11 protein-coding genes are annotated in these 14,382 nt (G+C 72.6%); 6 read left to right on the forward strand and 5 right to left on the reverse strand.

Annotated elements, in window-relative coordinates; genetic code table 11:
- Positions 1 to 143 precede the first annotated feature (143 nt).
- From AB0937_RS26440 to AB0937_RS26460, 5 genes are read right to left on the reverse strand one after another with little or no spacing between them, the layout of a single operon-like run.
- Positions 144 to 1,454, reverse strand: coding sequence for a DUF58 domain-containing protein (locus AB0937_RS26440; RefSeq protein WP_366714727.1), 1,311 nt, complete (start codon positions 1,452 to 1,454; stop codon positions 144 to 146).
- On the reverse strand, positions 1,454 to 2,443 hold the full coding sequence (locus AB0937_RS26445; RefSeq protein WP_234850865.1) for a MoxR family ATPase: 990 nt from the start codon (positions 2,441 to 2,443) through the stop codon (positions 1,454 to 1,456). Before AB0937_RS26445 ends, AB0937_RS26440 begins: the two co-directional genes overlap by 1 nt.
- Positions 2,443 to 3,639 (reverse strand): DUF4350 domain-containing protein, encoded by a 1,197-nt coding sequence (locus tag AB0937_RS26450; RefSeq protein WP_366714729.1) that lies wholly within the window; start codon positions 3,637 to 3,639, stop codon positions 2,443 to 2,445. The genes AB0937_RS26445 and AB0937_RS26450 overlap by 1 nt, the downstream gene beginning before the upstream one ends.
- Positions 3,636 to 4,403: a DUF4129 domain-containing protein gene (locus AB0937_RS26455; RefSeq protein ID WP_366714731.1), complete on the reverse strand. Its 768-nt coding sequence runs from the start codon at positions 4,401 to 4,403 to the stop codon at positions 3,636 to 3,638. Before AB0937_RS26455 ends, AB0937_RS26450 begins: the two co-directional genes overlap by 4 nt.
- 4 nt (positions 4,404 to 4,407) lie before the next feature.
- Positions 4,408 to 5,730, reverse strand: coding sequence for a glycerophosphoryl diester phosphodiesterase membrane domain-containing protein (locus tag AB0937_RS26460; RefSeq protein ID WP_366714733.1), 1,323 nt, complete (start codon positions 5,728 to 5,730; stop codon positions 4,408 to 4,410).
- Positions 5,731 to 5,870: 140 nt separating this feature from the next.
- Between AB0937_RS26460 and mtnA the strand changes: the two genes are divergently transcribed.
- The 6 genes from mtnA to raiA all read left to right on the forward strand — a co-directional run bounded on the left by mtnA (position 5,871) and on the right by raiA (position 14,255).
- A complete protein-coding gene (gene mtnA, locus AB0937_RS26465; protein WP_366714735.1) occupies positions 5,871 to 7,019 on the forward strand; it encodes an S-methyl-5-thioribose-1-phosphate isomerase in 1,149 nt (382 codons plus the stop codon).
- Between the two features lie 210 nt (positions 7,020 to 7,229).
- Entirely contained in the window at positions 7,230 to 7,919 is a 690-nt protein-coding gene (gene mtrA / locus AB0937_RS26470) for a two-component system response regulator MtrA (RefSeq protein WP_009188938.1), read from the forward strand.
- A gap of 1 nt (position 7,920) precedes the next feature.
- Positions 7,921 to 10,110: an MtrAB system histidine kinase MtrB gene (gene mtrB / locus AB0937_RS26475; protein WP_366714738.1), complete on the forward strand. Its 2,190-nt coding sequence runs from the start codon at positions 7,921 to 7,923 to the stop codon at positions 10,108 to 10,110.
- Positions 10,100 to 11,929: an LpqB family beta-propeller domain-containing protein gene (locus AB0937_RS26480; protein ID WP_366714741.1), complete on the forward strand. Its 1,830-nt coding sequence runs from the start codon at positions 10,100 to 10,102 to the stop codon at positions 11,927 to 11,929. The genes mtrB and AB0937_RS26480 overlap by 11 nt, the downstream gene beginning before the upstream one ends.
- Before the next feature lie 395 nt (positions 11,930 to 12,324).
- A complete protein-coding gene (locus tag AB0937_RS26485) occupies positions 12,325 to 13,248 on the forward strand; it encodes a ComF family protein (protein ID WP_366714743.1) in 924 nt (307 codons plus the stop codon).
- 311 nt (positions 13,249 to 13,559) lie between these two features.
- On the forward strand, positions 13,560 to 14,255 hold the full coding sequence (gene raiA, locus AB0937_RS26490) for a ribosome-associated translation inhibitor RaiA (RefSeq protein ID WP_366714745.1): 696 nt from the start codon (positions 13,560 to 13,562) through the stop codon (positions 14,253 to 14,255).
- The last annotated feature ends 127 nt before the right edge of the window (positions 14,256 to 14,382 follow it).

Below are 14,382 nucleotides of genomic sequence, written 5' to 3' on the forward strand. Positions count from 1 at the left end.
GCCGATGGTACTGCAGGGGGGACCCTGTGGGAGAGTAGGACGCCGCCGAACAATTTTTGGGAAAACCCCGCATCTTCGGATGCGGGGTTTTCTGCTTTTAGGGCCACCTTGTAGAGCCCCCCTCTCAGAGGGCTCCTAGATTGCTACAGGCGTCCGGCTGCTTTCAAAGCCAAGTAAGCGTCCGCCAAGGCCGGCGCCAGATCGACCGGTGTGGCGTCGACGACCGTGACGCCGTGGCGGCGGAGTTGCTCTGCGATGCGGTGACGTTCCGACTGGGCCTGGGCGGCTGCGGCGGCCTCATAGACCGCATCGACGTTTCCGCGGGCTTTGGCCATTTCACCGATGTGCGGGTCCGCCACCGAAGCCAACAGGACCGTGTGGCGTTGCGTGAGCTGAGAGAGGACCGGAAGCAGACCCTCTTCGATGGGTGCCGCGTCCAGAGTCGTGAGCAGGACGATCAGCGAGCGGCGGGGAGACGTACGCAGGGCGGTGGCCGTCAGACCCCGGGCATTCGTCTCGACGAGCTCCGGCTCGAGCGTTGCCATCGCGTTGACCAGAGCGGGAAGGACGTCGCCCGCAGCGCGGCCCTGGACCAGAGCCCGGACCTGCCGGTCGTAGGCGAGGAGATCCACGCGGTCGCCGGCACGGGAGGCGAGGGCCGCGAGGAGGAGGGCCGCGTCCATGGAGGCGTCGAGGCGGGGCTCGTCGCCCACGCGGCCGGCCGAGGTGCGGCCGGTGTCGAGGACCAGAAGGATGTGGCGGTCTCGCTCGGGGCGCCAGGTGCGAACCGCGACCGTGGTCTGGCGGGCGGTGGCGCGCCAGTCGATGGAGCGGGTGTCGTCGCCGGGGACGTACTCGCGCAGGCTGTCGAACTCCGTGCCCTCGCCGCGGGTGAGGACGCTGGTGCGGCCGTCCAGTTCGCGCAGGCGGGCCAGTTTCGAGGGCAGGTGCTTGCGGCTGGTGAACGGAGGCAGGACGCGCACGGTCCAAGGGGCCTTGTGGGTTCCCTGGCGGGAGAAGAGGCCGAGGGGGCCGTACGAGCGGATGGTGACGCGGTCGGCCTGGCGGTCGCCCCGGCGGGTGGGACGCAGACGGGTGGTCACGCGGCGGCGTTCGCCCGGGGGGACCGTGAGACGGTGGCGGGAGCCCGCTGTCTCCGTGCCGGGCTGCCAGCTGCTGGGAGGCCAGGCGTCGCGCAGCCGGGTGCGGAGGGGACGGCGGGACGGGTTGGTGACGGTGAGGGTCACGTCCACCGTGTCGCCGAGGCGCACGGAGGTGTCGCCGGAGCGGGTCAGTCCCAGCCGGCGTACGGGGGCGGCCAGCGCGAAGTCGCATGCGCAGGCCACGGCAAGGGGTGCGTTGACCGCCAGGATGCCCGTCCAGCTGGGCTCCCAGATTCCGACGGGGAGGGAGCCCAGTGCCGCGAGGAGGGCGGCGCGTCCGGTGAGTGCCATCAGCGGGGGACGGGGACGTGGGCGAGGATCGCGTTGATGACGGAGTCGGCTGTCACGCCTTCCATCTCGGCCTCCGGGCGCAGTTGTACGCGGTGGCGGAGGGTAGGGAGGGCCAGGGCCTTCACGTCGTCGGGGATGACGTAGTCGCGGCCGGTCAGCCAGGCCCAGGCGCGGGCGGTGGCGAGGAGGGCCGTGGCGCCTCGTGGAGAGACGCCGAGGGTGAGGGACGGCGACTCGCGGGTGGCGCGGCAGATGTCGACGACGTAGGCGGTGATCTCGGGGGAGACGGTCGTCTTGGCGACCGCCGCGCGGGCTGCCTCCAGGTCGGCGGGACCGGCCACGGGGCGTACGCCGGCGGCGTGGAGGTCGCGTGGGTTGAAGCCCTCCGCGTGGCGGGTGAGGACGTCGATCTCGTCCTGGCGGGAGGGGAGGGGGATGGTGAGTTTGAGGAGGAAGCGGTCCAGCTGGGCTTCAGGGAGGGGGTAGGTGCCCTCGTACTCGACCGGGTTCTGGGTCGCTGCGACCAGGAACGGGTCGGGGAGGGGGCGGGGGGTGCCGTCCACGGTGACCTGGCGTTCCTCCATGGCTTCGAGGAGGGACGACTGGGTCTTGGGGGGCGTGCGGTTGATCTCGTCGGCGAGGAGGAGGTTGGTGAAGACGGGGCCGGGCTGGAAGGAGAACTCGGCGCTGCGGGTGTCGTAGACCAGGGAGCCGGTCACGTCGCTCGGCATGAGGTCGGGGGTGAACTGGACGCGCTTGGTGTCGAGTTCGAGGGCGGAGGCGAGGGCGCGGACCAGGAGGGTCTTGGCGACGCCGGGGACGCCTTCGAGGAGGACGTGGCCGCGGCAGAGCAGGGCGACGACAAGACCGGTGACGGCGGGGTCCTGGCCGACCACGGCCTTGGCGATCTCGGCGCGCAGGGCCTCCAGGGCGTCTCGGGCGGTGCCCGGGTCCCCGGTCTGCCCGGCGTTGTCAGTGGTCGGGTCCATCATGGACGGCGTACCTCTCTTTCGAGGGCGTCGAGTCGGTCGGCGAGTGCGATGAGTGCTGCGTCGTCGCTGGGCGGTGGTCCGAAGAGGAGAGCATGCAGGTCCTGGCCGTCGCCGTGGAGGTGGGCGGACAGGGCGGGGAGCAGGGCCTCGGGCGTGTGCGCCTGGGCGACGGGGACGCCTGTGAGGGGGGCGAGGCGGGTGCGGGTCGTGGAGCGGAGAGCGGTGGCCGCGCGGTCGCGCGCGTCGGTCTTGCGGTAGAGGCGGGCGCGGCCTTCGGCGGTTTCGGAGGCGCGGATCGCGACGGGGAGTCTTTCGGGCACGAGGGGGCCGAGTCGGCGTGCCCGCCAGAGGGCGGCCAGGGCTGCGGCGATGAAGAGCTGCAGGGTGCCCCAGAGCCAGCCCGAGGGGAGCAGGTCGAAGAAGCTGCGTTCGTCGTCGGGGCCGGTGGCCGACGTGTCCGAGAGTGAGGGGAGGTACCAGACCAGATGGGGGCGGGAGCCGAGGAGTTGGAGGGCGAGGGAGGCGTTGCCCTGCTCGTCGAGGCGGTCGTTCTGGAGGATGTCGGGCGCGCCGAGGGCGATGGTGTCGCCGTTCCCCCTCTTGTCGGGGATGCGCAGCAGGGTGGCCAGGCGTTCGCTGGGGTAGCACGTGTCGGCCCCGAGGTGGGTGGTGCTGTAGCGGACGCCGCCCGTGTCGGCGGTGCCGGCGCGCCGGGCGGCGGGCAGGGCGCAGTCCGGGGCGAGTGTCGAGTCGAGGCTGGTGGCGGGGTCGGCGGTGACGCCGGGGGCGAGCCGTTCGATGGAGGCGCTGCCGGAGGCGACCAGGACGGTGCGGCCGTGGGACTCGGCGAACGCGGCGTGCAGACGGGTCTGTTGACCGGGCGTCAAAAGGTCGGGGACGGCGACCAGGAGGGTCGTGTCAGGGCCGGCCGCGGTTGCCGCTTCGTCGAGGGTGGTGACCACGCGGGTGTCCACGCCTCGGTCGGCGAGGAGTTCGGCGATGGCGCGGCTGCCGCCGGGGTCGGCGGAGCGGGGGTCGAGTTCGCCGTGGCGGGCGTCGGACCGGATGACGGCGATGGCGACCGCTCCCGCGAGGAGCACCACGAGGGCGAGGGCGATGCCGCGCGCGCGGGTCCACACCTGGCGGGCGGTGGGCGAGGCCGAGGTGGACGTGAGGGTGGCCTCGGTGGTCATTCGGCGGCTCCCTGGCGGGTGTGGGGGGCCGTGGCGGCGCTGCTCGTCGCGAGTTGGGGTTTGGTGCTTTCCAGGTCGCGGTCGAGTTCGGCGATGCGGTGGTACGACTCTTCGGTCGCGGAACGGCCGCCGTATGTGACGTCGTCGAAGTCGCGGGCGGCGGTGCGCAGTCGGTCCGTGTGGGCGGGCAGGGCGCGGCCGGCTTCGGCTGCGGCCTCGTCGGCGGTGCGGCCGGGGCGGATGTCGAGGAGGGCGCGTTCCTCGAGGGCGCGGACGACGGCCCGCATGCGTTCCTGGACGGCTTGGCTCCAGTGGCCCTGGGCGGCGTGTGCCTCGGCGGCGGCGCGGTGGTCGGCGGCGCTGCGGGGGCGGTCGTCGAACAGGGCTGCCGACGAGGTGGGTTGGCGGCGTGGGGTGCCCAGGCGCCACCACAGGGCGGCCAGGACGGCGACGACGGCCACGACGATGACGATCAGGCCGAGTGCGCCGCCGGGGGTGGCGTCCGAGGCGGCGTTGAGGAGTTTGCCGAGCCACTCCCAGAAGGCGTCGAGGGCGCGCTGGAAGAGGCTGGGGTCGTTCTCGTGGTACATCCGCTTGGACAGCTCGCGCCGAGCCGCCTCGCGCGCGGGGCCGCGCGGTGTGGTGAGGGGCGGCTCGTCCGCGGAGCGGGCCGACGACAGCAGTGTGCTGTCGTGGGCGCTCAGCAGCGTCCGTATGCCGGCGCGTGGCAGCGCCGTGGTGAGAAGTTCCCCCGCCCGGCTCACCGCATCAGCTCCCCGGGGTGGCGCCGGGGGCGGTGGAGCCGTAGCCCTGGACGCCGGCGGCGCGGGCCAGTTCGAGGTCGAGGGCCTCGCGGCGGATGCGCTGGTCGATGTAGAGGAGCACGGTGACGCCCGCCGTGATCGGGAACGTGATCATGGAGCCGATCACCGACCCGATGCCGCTGACGATGAGGAACGTCCAGCCCAGGCTGCCGACACCGGTGTTGAGCCAGCCGGTGAGGCCGTCGCCGCTGAGGGCCGCGGCGAGGAGGGTGAAGGGGATGACGATGATCGAGGCGACGACGTTCGCGATGAGCGTGGCGAGCAGCTGGATGCCGAAGATCCGCCACCAGGTGCCCTGGACGAGCTTCGCGGAGCGGCCGAGGGCCTTCTTGATGCCCTGCTTCTCCAGCATGAGGGCGGGCGAGGCGAGGGAGAAGCGGATCATCAGCCACAGGGCGACGATGCCGGCGCCGATGACGCCCAGGACGGTGAGGCCGACGCCCGCCCCGCCGTTCACGGCGATGCCGACGAGGATGCCGGGCAGGGTGCCGACGGTGACGATGCCGGCGGTGATGAGCAGCAACAGGCAGATCAGGCCGAACAGTTTGAGGACGTGGGGCCGGGCGTCCCGCCAGGCCTCGCCGATGGTCACGGACTTGCCGAGCACGGCGCGGCTGGTGACGGTGGTGAGCAGCGCGGTCGCGATGACGGTGCCGACCAGGGAGATCACGAAGACGACGGTGGAGTTGAGCAGGGCGTCGCCCATGGCGCGGCTCAGCTCGCTGAGGCTGGCGCTGGGGTCGTTGAGGGCGTCGGTGCTGGTGTCGTCCAGGACGAGGCCCTGGAACAGGACGACGATGACCTCGGTGAGGACGGCGACGGTCAGCGAGATGCCCAGGACCGTGCGCCAGTAGGTGCGCATGGTGGAGACCGCGCCGTCGAGGATCTCGCCCACGCCGAGCGGGCGGAGCGGGATGACGCCGGGTTTGGCGGCGGGCGGGGGGCCGCCCCAGCCGCTTCCCCAGCCGTGGCCTGCCGGGGCGCCGTAGCCTCCGGGGCCCGCGGGGCCGTATCCGCCGGGGGGCCGGTGGCCCCAGCCCGGGCCGGGGGGCGGGGGCGGGGGTGCCTGGCCGGGGGCGGACCACTGGGCCGGGGGCGGCTGTTCCTTGGACCACTGCGGGCCCTGGCTCTGCGGGGCCTGGGCCGGCTGGGCCGCGGGCTGTGCGGGGGCGGGGCGGTCGGTGGGCTCGGCAGGGCCGGACTGGTCCGGCTTCTGTCCGTCGGACGGGGCGGATCCGGGCGAGGCCCAGCCCGGAGTGTCGTTCATCGTCGCTCCTTCACGGTGCCCGTCCGCGGTCGCGGCGGCAGGTTGGCAGCCATCGTGCCATGGGGTGGTCTTGGAGTGACCGGCCGCGGTATGGGCTGCGTACCTTCAATTGTCCGCTCGATTAAGGGCAGACTGACGGCATGGCTGATCAGTACGCGCACAGCGGCGATGACAAGCGGCCGACCGAGATCCCGGCGATCCGCTGGGAAGAGCCACCGGAAGGTCCCGTTCTGGTCCTGCTGGACCAGACGAGGCTGCCGGCCGAGGAGGTCGAACTGGTCTGTACGGATGCGTCCACGCTCGTGGAGGCGATCGGCTCGCTGGCGGTGCGCGGGGCGCCGCTGCTCGGTATCGCGGGGGCGTACGGCGTCGCGCTCGCCGCCGTGCGGGGTTTCGACGTGGACGAGGCGGCGGCCGCTCTGGCGGGTGCGCGGCCGACCGCGGTGAACCTGGCCGTGGGGGTGCGCCGGGCGCAGTCGGCGCACGAGGCGGCGCTCGCCAAGGGCGGTGACATGCGGCAGGCGGCCGCGGCGGCGCTGGCGGCGGCGCGGCAGCTGCACCGGGAGGACGCCGAGGCCAGTGGCCGGATGGCCGAGCACGGGCTGGCGCTGATCGACGAGCTGCTGCCCGGCGGCGGGCACCGGATCCTCACCCACTGCAACACCGGTTCGCTGGTGTCGGGCGGGGAGGGGACGGCCTTCGCGGTGGCGCTCGCGGCGCACCGGACGGGGCGGCTGCGGCGGCTGTGGGTGGACGAGACGCGCCCGTTGCTGCAGGGCGCTCGCCTGACGGCGTACGAGGCGGCCCGCAGCGGGATGGCGTACACGCTGCTCACCGACAACGCGGCGGGGTCGCTGTTCGCCGCGGGGGAGGTGGACGCGGTGCTGATCGGGGCGGACCGCATCACGGCGGACGGCTCGGTGGCCAACAAGGTGGGGAGTTATCCGCTGGCGGTGCTGGCGCGGTACCACCATGTGCCGTTCATCGTGGTGGCGCCGGTGACGACGGTGGACCTGGACACGCCGGACGGGGCGTCCGTCGAGGTCGAGCAGCGGCCCGGGCACGAGGTGACCGAGGTGACGGCGCCGCAGGTGCCGGTGCTCGGTGCGGAGGCGGGCGGGGGGATTCCGGTGGCGCCGCTGGGGACGCAGGCGTACAACCCGGCGTTCGACGTGACTCCGCCCGAGCTGGTGACGGCGATCGTCACGGAGGAGGGCGTCGTGTCGCCCGTCACGGCCGAGGCGCTCGCGCAGGTGTGTGCGCGGTCCCGCGGAGTGGCGGCGGGCTGAGCCGGGCGGTGCGGGGGTCACGGAGGGTGGCCGGGTCGTAGGCGGCTCCGGCACCCTCCTCACCCGGTTCCGGGCCCGAAATCGGGCGCGCGTCGCCCCGGGGTGGATCATCTGCTGGCGGGCGAGGGCAGACAGTAGCGCTTGCTGCGACTATGGTCACTGGCCGGTGACCTACCTCACCACTGCCTTCGCCGCTGTTATGAGAATGGGATGATGTCGTTTATGAAGGGACGAGTCCTTGTCGTCGACGACGACACCGCACTGGCCGAGATGCTCGGCATTGTGCTGCGTGGTGAGGGTTTCGAGCCGTCGTTCGTGGCTGACGGTGACAAGGCGCTGGCCGCGTTCCGTGAGGCCAAGCCCGATCTGGTGCTGCTCGATCTGATGCTGCCCGGCCGGGACGGCATCGAGGTGTGCCGTCTGATCAGGGCGGAGTCCGGTGTGCCGATCGTGATGCTGACGGCCAAGAGCGACACCGTCGACGTGGTCGTGGGCCTGGAGTCGGGTGCCGACGACTACATCGTGAAGCCGTTCAAGCCGAAGGAGCTGGTGGCCCGGATCCGGGCGCGGCTCCGGAGGTCGGAGGAGCCCGCTCCGGAGCAGCTCGCCATCGGTGACCTGGTCATCGACGTGGCGGGGCACTCCGTGAAGCGGGACGGGCAGTCGATCGCGCTGACGCCGCTGGAGTTCGACCTGCTGGTCGCGCTCGCGCGCAAGCCGTGGCAGGTGTTCACGCGTGAGGTGCTGCTGGAGCAGGTCTGGGGCTACCGGCACGCGGCGGACACGCGGCTGGTCAACGTCCATGTGCAGCGGCTGCGCTCCAAGGTCGAGAAGGACCCGGAGAAGCCGGAGATCGTGGTGACCGTCCGCGGTGTCGGATACAAGGCAGGGCCGAGCTGACATGTCCGGCGACAGTGCCGCTTCGGCGCCCGGCCGGTCCGGGGGCCGCCCGGAGCGGCCTGTCGGGCGGAAGAGGTCCGGCTCCCGCTGGGGGCGGTTCCTGGAGAGCGGGCTGCTGCTCCAGGGCGGAGTGCAGGGCAGCCCGGTCATCCGCCTGTTCATGCGGTGGGTGCGCCGGCCGCTGCTGCCCGTCATGCGGCTGTGGCGGCGCAACATTCAGCTCAAGGTCGTCGCAACGACACTGCTGATGTCGCTGGGCGTGGTGCTGCTGCTGGGCTTCGTCGTCATCGGGCAGGTGCGCAACGGCCTGCTGGACGCCAAGGTGAAGGCCTCGCAGAGCCAGGCCACGGGCGGTTTCGCGGTGGCCAAGCAGCGTGCCGACGAGGCGGCGAGCGGCACGGGCGACGATGTCGCCACGGCGGACGGCCGGCCCGCGCAGAACGTCATCCAGTGGATGAGCGACCTTGTCTCGTCCCTGTCCAGCGGCGGCCAGGGCGCTTTCGACGTGGTCACGCTCCCGGCCTCGGACACGGACGGCACCGGCGGGCGCGGGCCGCGCGCCTCGGGTGAGGTGAACTGGAGCAAGAGCGTGCCCGCCGACCTGCGTGAGCGGATCGGCAGCAGCACGACGGCCGCGCAGAGCTACACGCGCATCGTCTACAACAACGCCACCCAGGACTCCCAGCCGGGCCTCGTCATCGGCAAGCAGGTCAACGACCCCAACGGCAACCCGTACCAGCTGTACTACCTCTTCCCGCTCACCCAGGAGGAGAAGTCGCTGAGCCTGGTCAAGGGCACGCTGGCGACGGCCGGGCTGTTCGTCGTCGTGCTGCTCGGGGCCATCGCGTGGCTCGTCGTGCGGCAGGTCGTCACGCCGGTGCGGATGGCGGCGGGAATCGCCGAGCGGCTGTCGGCCGGGCGGCTCCAGGAACGTATGAAGGTCACCGGCGAGGACGACATCGCACGGCTCGGTGAGGCCTTCAACAAGATGGCACAGAACCTCCAGTTGAAGATCAGCCAGCTGGAGGACCTGTCGCGGATGCAGCGCCGGTTCGTCTCCGACGTGTCGCACGAGTTGCGTACGCCGCTGACGACCGTACGGATGGCCGCGGACGTCATCCACGAGGCGCGGGAGGACTTCGACCCGGTGACCGCGCGGTCGGCGGAGCTGCTCGCCGACCAGCTGGACCGGTTCGAGTCGCTGCTCGCGGACCTGTTGGAGATCAGCCGGTTCGACGCGGGCGCCGCGGCGCTGGAGGCGGAGCCGATCGACCTCAGGAACGTCGTACGGCGGGTGGTCAGCGGGGCCGAGCCGCTCGCGGAGCGCAAGGGCACCCGGATCCGGGTGCTCGGCGACCAGCAGCCCGTCGTCGCCGAGGCCGATGCCCGGCGCGTGGAGCGGGTGCTGCGCAACCTCGTCGTCAACGCCGTCGAGCACGGCGAGGGCAAGGACGTCGTCGTCAAGCTGGCCGCCGCGGGCGGTGCGGTCGCCGTGGCGGTGCGGGACTACGGCGTCGGGCTCAAGCCGGGCGAGGCGACCCGCGTGTTCAGCCGCTTCTGGCGGGCGGACCCGGCACGCGCGCGTACCACCGGGGGTACGGGCCTGGGGCTGTCCATCGCCCTGGAGGACGCGCGGCTGCACGGCGGCTGGCTGCAGGCGTGGGGCGAGCCGGGCGGCGGCTCCCAGTTCCGGCTGACGCTGCCCAGGACCGCCGACGAGCCGCTGCGCGGGTCCCCGATACCGCTGGAGCCCAAGGACTCACGACGCAACCGGGGTCTCGACGACGCCGGTCTGCCGTGCGGCGGGGACGACGAGAAGCGGGCGACCGTACCGGCGCAGCCGGCGAGCGGGCCGGTGCCGCAGGGGGCGAAGCGGGACCCGATACCGCCGCGTGTCGCTCCGACGGCGGACCCGACGGCGCTGCCCGGCAACGGTTCGCGGGTGGTGCCCAGGCCCGCCTCGGGCACGCGGCGGGCCGACGAATCGGCCGGGGCGAAGGAGCCGGGCCCCGGCGAGGCGGCCGACGGCCGTGAGGGGGCCCGGCGCGACGAGGGTGCCGGTGGCCGGACCGGGCGGGATCCGGTGGTGAACGGGCCGCGGGACGGGGACGACGATTCCGCGGGCCCTGGCAGCCGTGGGAACGGGCCGGGGAACGTGGACAGGCAAGGGGAGGCATCTCGTGGGCGCTGACCGCGAGGGGCGCGGCCGGCGCAGGCCCGCGCGCGTGATGGCGTACGGCGCCGTTGGCGTCCTGGTGCTGGCGGGGTGTGCCTCGATGCCGGACAGCGGGGATCTGCGCGGCGTGGAGTCCACACCGCGCCAGGAGACCCAGGTGCGGGTGTTCGCCGTGCCGCCGGGGGAGGACGCGCCGCCCTCGGAGATCGTGCAGGGCTTTCTCGAGGCGCTCACCAGCGACGATCCGCACTACAAGACCGCGCGTCAGTACCTCACCGGCGAGGCAGCGAAGACGTGGCGGCCCGAGGTGTCCGCCACGGTGCTGACCGACGGGCCGGGCGCCAAGCCCGAGGCGGGCGGCGGAGGCGAGGACACCGGCGAGATCTCGTACATGCTGACCGGCACCAAGGTCGCCACCGTCGACGCCCAGCAGGCGTACGCGCCGGCGACCGGGGCGTACGGCAGGAGCGTGCACCTGACCCAGGACGCCAAGCGGCAGTGGCGGATCGACGCGTTGCCGCAGGGCGTCGTCATGGGCGAGTCGGACTTCCAGCGCAACTACATGTCCGTCAGCAAGTACTACTTCGCTTCGAACACCGCCGCGGCCGGGTCGAAGGCCCAGCCCACCGCGGTCGCGGACCCCGTGTACGTGCGCCGGCGCGTGGAGCCCATGACGCAGATGGTGAGCTCCCTGCTCAAGGGGCCCACGCGGTGGCTCGGACCGGTGGTCAGGTCGAGCTTCCCCACCGGTGCGGCGCTGGCGAAGGACGCCGGCGCGTTGACGCCGGACGACCGGAACCGGCTGACGGTTCCGCTCAACGACAAGGCCGCCGGCATCGGCATGAACCGGTGCCGGGAGATGGCCGCCCAGATCCTGTTCACGCTGCGGAACCTCAGCCCGGCCGTGGACGAGGTCGAGCTGCGGGCCGGCGGGGCGGAGCTGTGTTCGCTCACGCAGGCGGGGGCCGACACGGCGGCGACCAGGAGCTCGGCGCGCCACCCCGACTACCTGTACTTCGTGGACGGCGAGCACCGGCTCGTCCGGATCCCCGCGGGCAGCAGCGGAACCAAGCCGGACCCGGCGCCCGGGGCGCTCGGCGACGGCGAAACGGCGCTGCGGTCGGCGGCGGTCTCGCGCGACGAGCACACCGCGGCGGGCGTCAGCCTCGACGGCAAGTCGCTGTACGTGGGCTCACTGGTCTCGGGCGGTTCGCTGGGCGACCCGGTGCTGCGCAGCCAGGGCCGGGCCGAGAAGGACCGGCTGACGACGCCCAGCTGGGACGCGGACGACGGCCTGTGGGTGGCCGACCGCGATCCCGACGACCCGCGGCTGCTCCTCTTCCAGGAGGGCAAGGGCGACCCGGTCCAGGTGCGCATGCCGCACCTGGACGGACGGATCCAGTCCGTAAGGGTGGCCGCCGACGGGGTGCGGATCGCGCTGGTCGTGGAGAAGGGCGGCAAGAAGACCCTGCTCGTCGGGCTGATCGAGCGGGACGAGAAGCCGGGTGAGGAGCCGACCGTCAGGGTCGTCGAACTGCGCTCCGCGACGCCGGAGTTGGAGGAGGTCACCACCATGTCGTGGGCCGGGGACAGCCGGCTCGTGGTGGTCGGGCGCGAGCACGGCGGGGTGGAGCAGATGCGGTACGTCCAGGTCGACGGCTCCACGCCGGACGTGCCGGCCCCCGCGGCACTGACGGGGGTCAAGGAGGTCACCGCCGCCGAGGACGACCAGCTGCCGCTGGTGGCGTACTCGGTGGACGGCATCGTCCGCCTGCCGTCGGGCGAGCAGTGGCAGAAGGTGACGGAGGGGACTGCGCCGGTCTATCCGGGGTGAGGCGCCGTCGCCCCGGCGGCAGGTGCGGCCGGGGTGTGCTGGGTGCGGGCGGCCGCTCCTGCGAGGTCGGGCCTCGTCAGGGGTGGCCGTTGGCGTGGCCGGGTTTGGTGAGGCCTTCGGAGGGGGCCGTCCGAGCTGGCTGAGGGCGCCCGTTCGTGGCCGGGGCCGCTCGTGCTGCTGAGGGCGCCGTTCGTGGCCGGACCAAAGTGCTGCTGAGGGCGCCGTTCGTGGCCGGACCATGGTGCCGCTGAGGGCCCCGTTCCCCGCCGGGTCGCTTGTGATTCCTGAGGGCGCCGCTCGTGTGGGGGATGCGCTGGTGGCGGGGCGGTTGGTTGTCCACAGGCGGTTGTCCACAGGGGTGGCCGGACCCGGGCCGGGGCGGCACAGTGGTGGACATGCGGGGGTGGTGGCAGGACCTCAGCGACCTGGTGCTGCCGGGCGAGTGCGGAGGCTGCGGGGCGCCTCGTACGGTGCTGTGCGCGCGGTGCCGTGCGGTGCTGGGCGGGGGAGCGGTGCATCGGGTGCGGCCGGTGCCGGAGCCGCCCGGGCTCCCTCGGGTGCACGCGGCTGCGCGGTACGCGGACGAGGTGCGGGCGACGCTGCTGGCCCACAAGGAGCGCGGTGCCCTGGCGCTCGCGGGACCGCTCGGGGCGGCACTGGCGGGAGCCGTGCACGCGGGCCTCCGGGACGCCTCGGCTTCGGCGGGGTCCGGGGCGGTGTGGGCCCGGGGCGGCAGGGTCCCCGTGCTGCTCGTGCCGGTGCCGTCCGGGCGGCGGGCGGTGCGGGCCAGGGGGCATGATCCGGCGCGGCGGATCGCGCTGGCGGCGGCGCGCGAGCTGCGGCGGCGGGGGCTCGCGGCCCGGGTGGCCGGCGTGCTGCGGCAGCGACGGGCCGTGGCCGATCAAACGGGGCTCAACTCCCGGCAGCGACTGGCCAATCTCGCGGGCGCGCTGGCGGTGGCGCCCGGAGGGGCCCGGCTGCTCCGCGGTGGGCCGGTCGTCCTCGTCGACGACGTGATGACCACGGGGGCGTCCCTGGCGGAGGCCGCGCGAGCCGTGCGGGCGACCTCGAACGGGCCGCGGCTGTCCGCGGGGGAGACGGGGCCGATTCGGAACGATGCATGGACTTCGGCCGTGTACGGGGGAGAGACATGGGAAAGCAGAGAGGAACAGAACGTCGGATCAAGGCGGGAGAGGACGGACCGACGGCCCGCCCGGCAGGTGAATGCGGGTGTGGTCGACATCGACGGAGTCGTCGACGTGGTGTGTGCGGCGGTGGTCGCGGCCTCACCGGACTCTTTCGAAATAAACCGGAACTGATTGAGATCTTGTGTCGTTGCAGGTAACGAGAGGGCCTTTTCACCTGAACGGAGGTACGCCGCAGTAGAGGGTGACGACATCCGGCCGGGCGAGATATGTTCGGTTGAGAGGGAAAGCCGCAGGCCACACCTCTTCAATCCGAATGCCGTGCAGCGGGTTTTTTCATCACTCGCGACGGTGGAGTGGAGATCTCGCTCTCGGGGGAGGAGGTGGAAGTCACCGCGAGTCCGAGGTTCCGGGACTCTCCGGAGCCTGGTGCAAAAGGGAGGCGCTCCGCATCGAGGCGGAGCGATCCGGGAACGGAGTTCTGCGTGGACATCGTCGTCAAGGGCCGCAAGACCGAGGTGCCCGAGCGGTTCCGGAAGCACGTGGCCGAGAAGCTGAAGCTGGAGAAGATCCAGAAGCTCGATGGCAAGGTGATCAGCCTCGACGTCGAGGTGTCCAAGGAGCCCAACCCCCGGCAGGCCGACCGCTGTGACCGAGTGGAGATCACGCTCCGCTCCCGCGGCCCGGTGATCCGGGCGGAGGCAGCAGCGAGCGATCCGTACGCGGCGCTCGACCTGGCGGCGGAAAAGCTGGAAGCCCGGCTGCGCAGGCAGCACGACAAGCGGTACTCGCGCCGTGGTGCGCGCCGGATCCCGGCCGCAGAGGTCGCCGACCACGTTCCGGGCGTGGCGACGCTCAACGGCAATGGGCTGGTGCCCTCCTCCCAGGAGGAGCCGGAGGCGGTACCCACGAAGAAGATCGGCTCGCTGGAAGTGCAGGGTGACGGTCCCATCGTCGTCCGCGAGAAGACCCACGTCGCAGCCCCCATGACCCTCGACCAGGCTCTCTACGAGATGGAGCTGGTCGGGCACGACTTCTATCTGTTCGTCGACTCCGAGACCAAGGAACCGAGTGTCGTCTACCGACGGCACGCCTACGACTACGGCGTGATCCACCTCAGCACGGACACGATGGTCACACAGTCGCACTCCCCCGACGCGGGCGGTGCGCTCGGCGGCTGACCATGCCGGGTGACAGCGGAACAGGTGCCCCTGGAGCGCGCGTGTGCGCCCCCAGGGGCACCTCCGTGCGACCACTTCGCGCCCCGCTCCGGCACCCCGGTGCCGTCCGGGCATGAAATCATGGTGG

The sequence above is a fragment of the Streptomyces sp. NPDC047880 genome, from assembly GCF_040706515.1.
Classification (GTDB): domain Bacteria; phylum Actinomycetota; class Actinomycetes; order Streptomycetales; family Streptomycetaceae; genus Streptomyces.

What these genes read in the sequence shown, in the direction of transcription:
- AB0937_RS26450 (WP_366714729.1), bottom strand. Translation starts at nt 3,639, where the DNA reads ATGACCACCGAGGCCACCCTCACGTCCACCTCGGCCTCGCCCACCGCC.
- AB0937_RS26440 (WP_366714727.1), bottom strand. Translation starts at nt 1,454, where the DNA reads ATGGCACTCACCGGACGCGCCGCCCTCCTCGCGGCACTGGGCTCCCTC.
- mtnA (WP_366714735.1), top strand. Translation starts at nt 5,871, where the DNA reads ATGGCTGATCAGTACGCGCACAGCGGCGATGACAAGCGGCCGACCGAG.
- mtrA (WP_009188938.1), top strand. Translation starts at nt 7,230, where the DNA reads ATGATGTCGTTTATGAAGGGACGAGTCCTTGTCGTCGACGACGACACC.
- mtrB (WP_366714738.1), top strand. Translation starts at nt 7,921, where the DNA reads ATGTCCGGCGACAGTGCCGCTTCGGCGCCCGGCCGGTCCGGGGGCCGC.
- AB0937_RS26485 (WP_366714743.1), top strand. Translation starts at nt 12,325, where the DNA reads ATGCGGGGGTGGTGGCAGGACCTCAGCGACCTGGTGCTGCCGGGCGAG.
- AB0937_RS26445 (WP_234850865.1), bottom strand. Translation starts at nt 2,443, where the DNA reads ATGGACCCGACCACTGACAACGCCGGGCAGACCGGGGACCCGGGCACC.
- AB0937_RS26460 (WP_366714733.1), bottom strand. Translation starts at nt 5,730, where the DNA reads ATGAACGACACTCCGGGCTGGGCCTCGCCCGGATCCGCCCCGTCCGAC.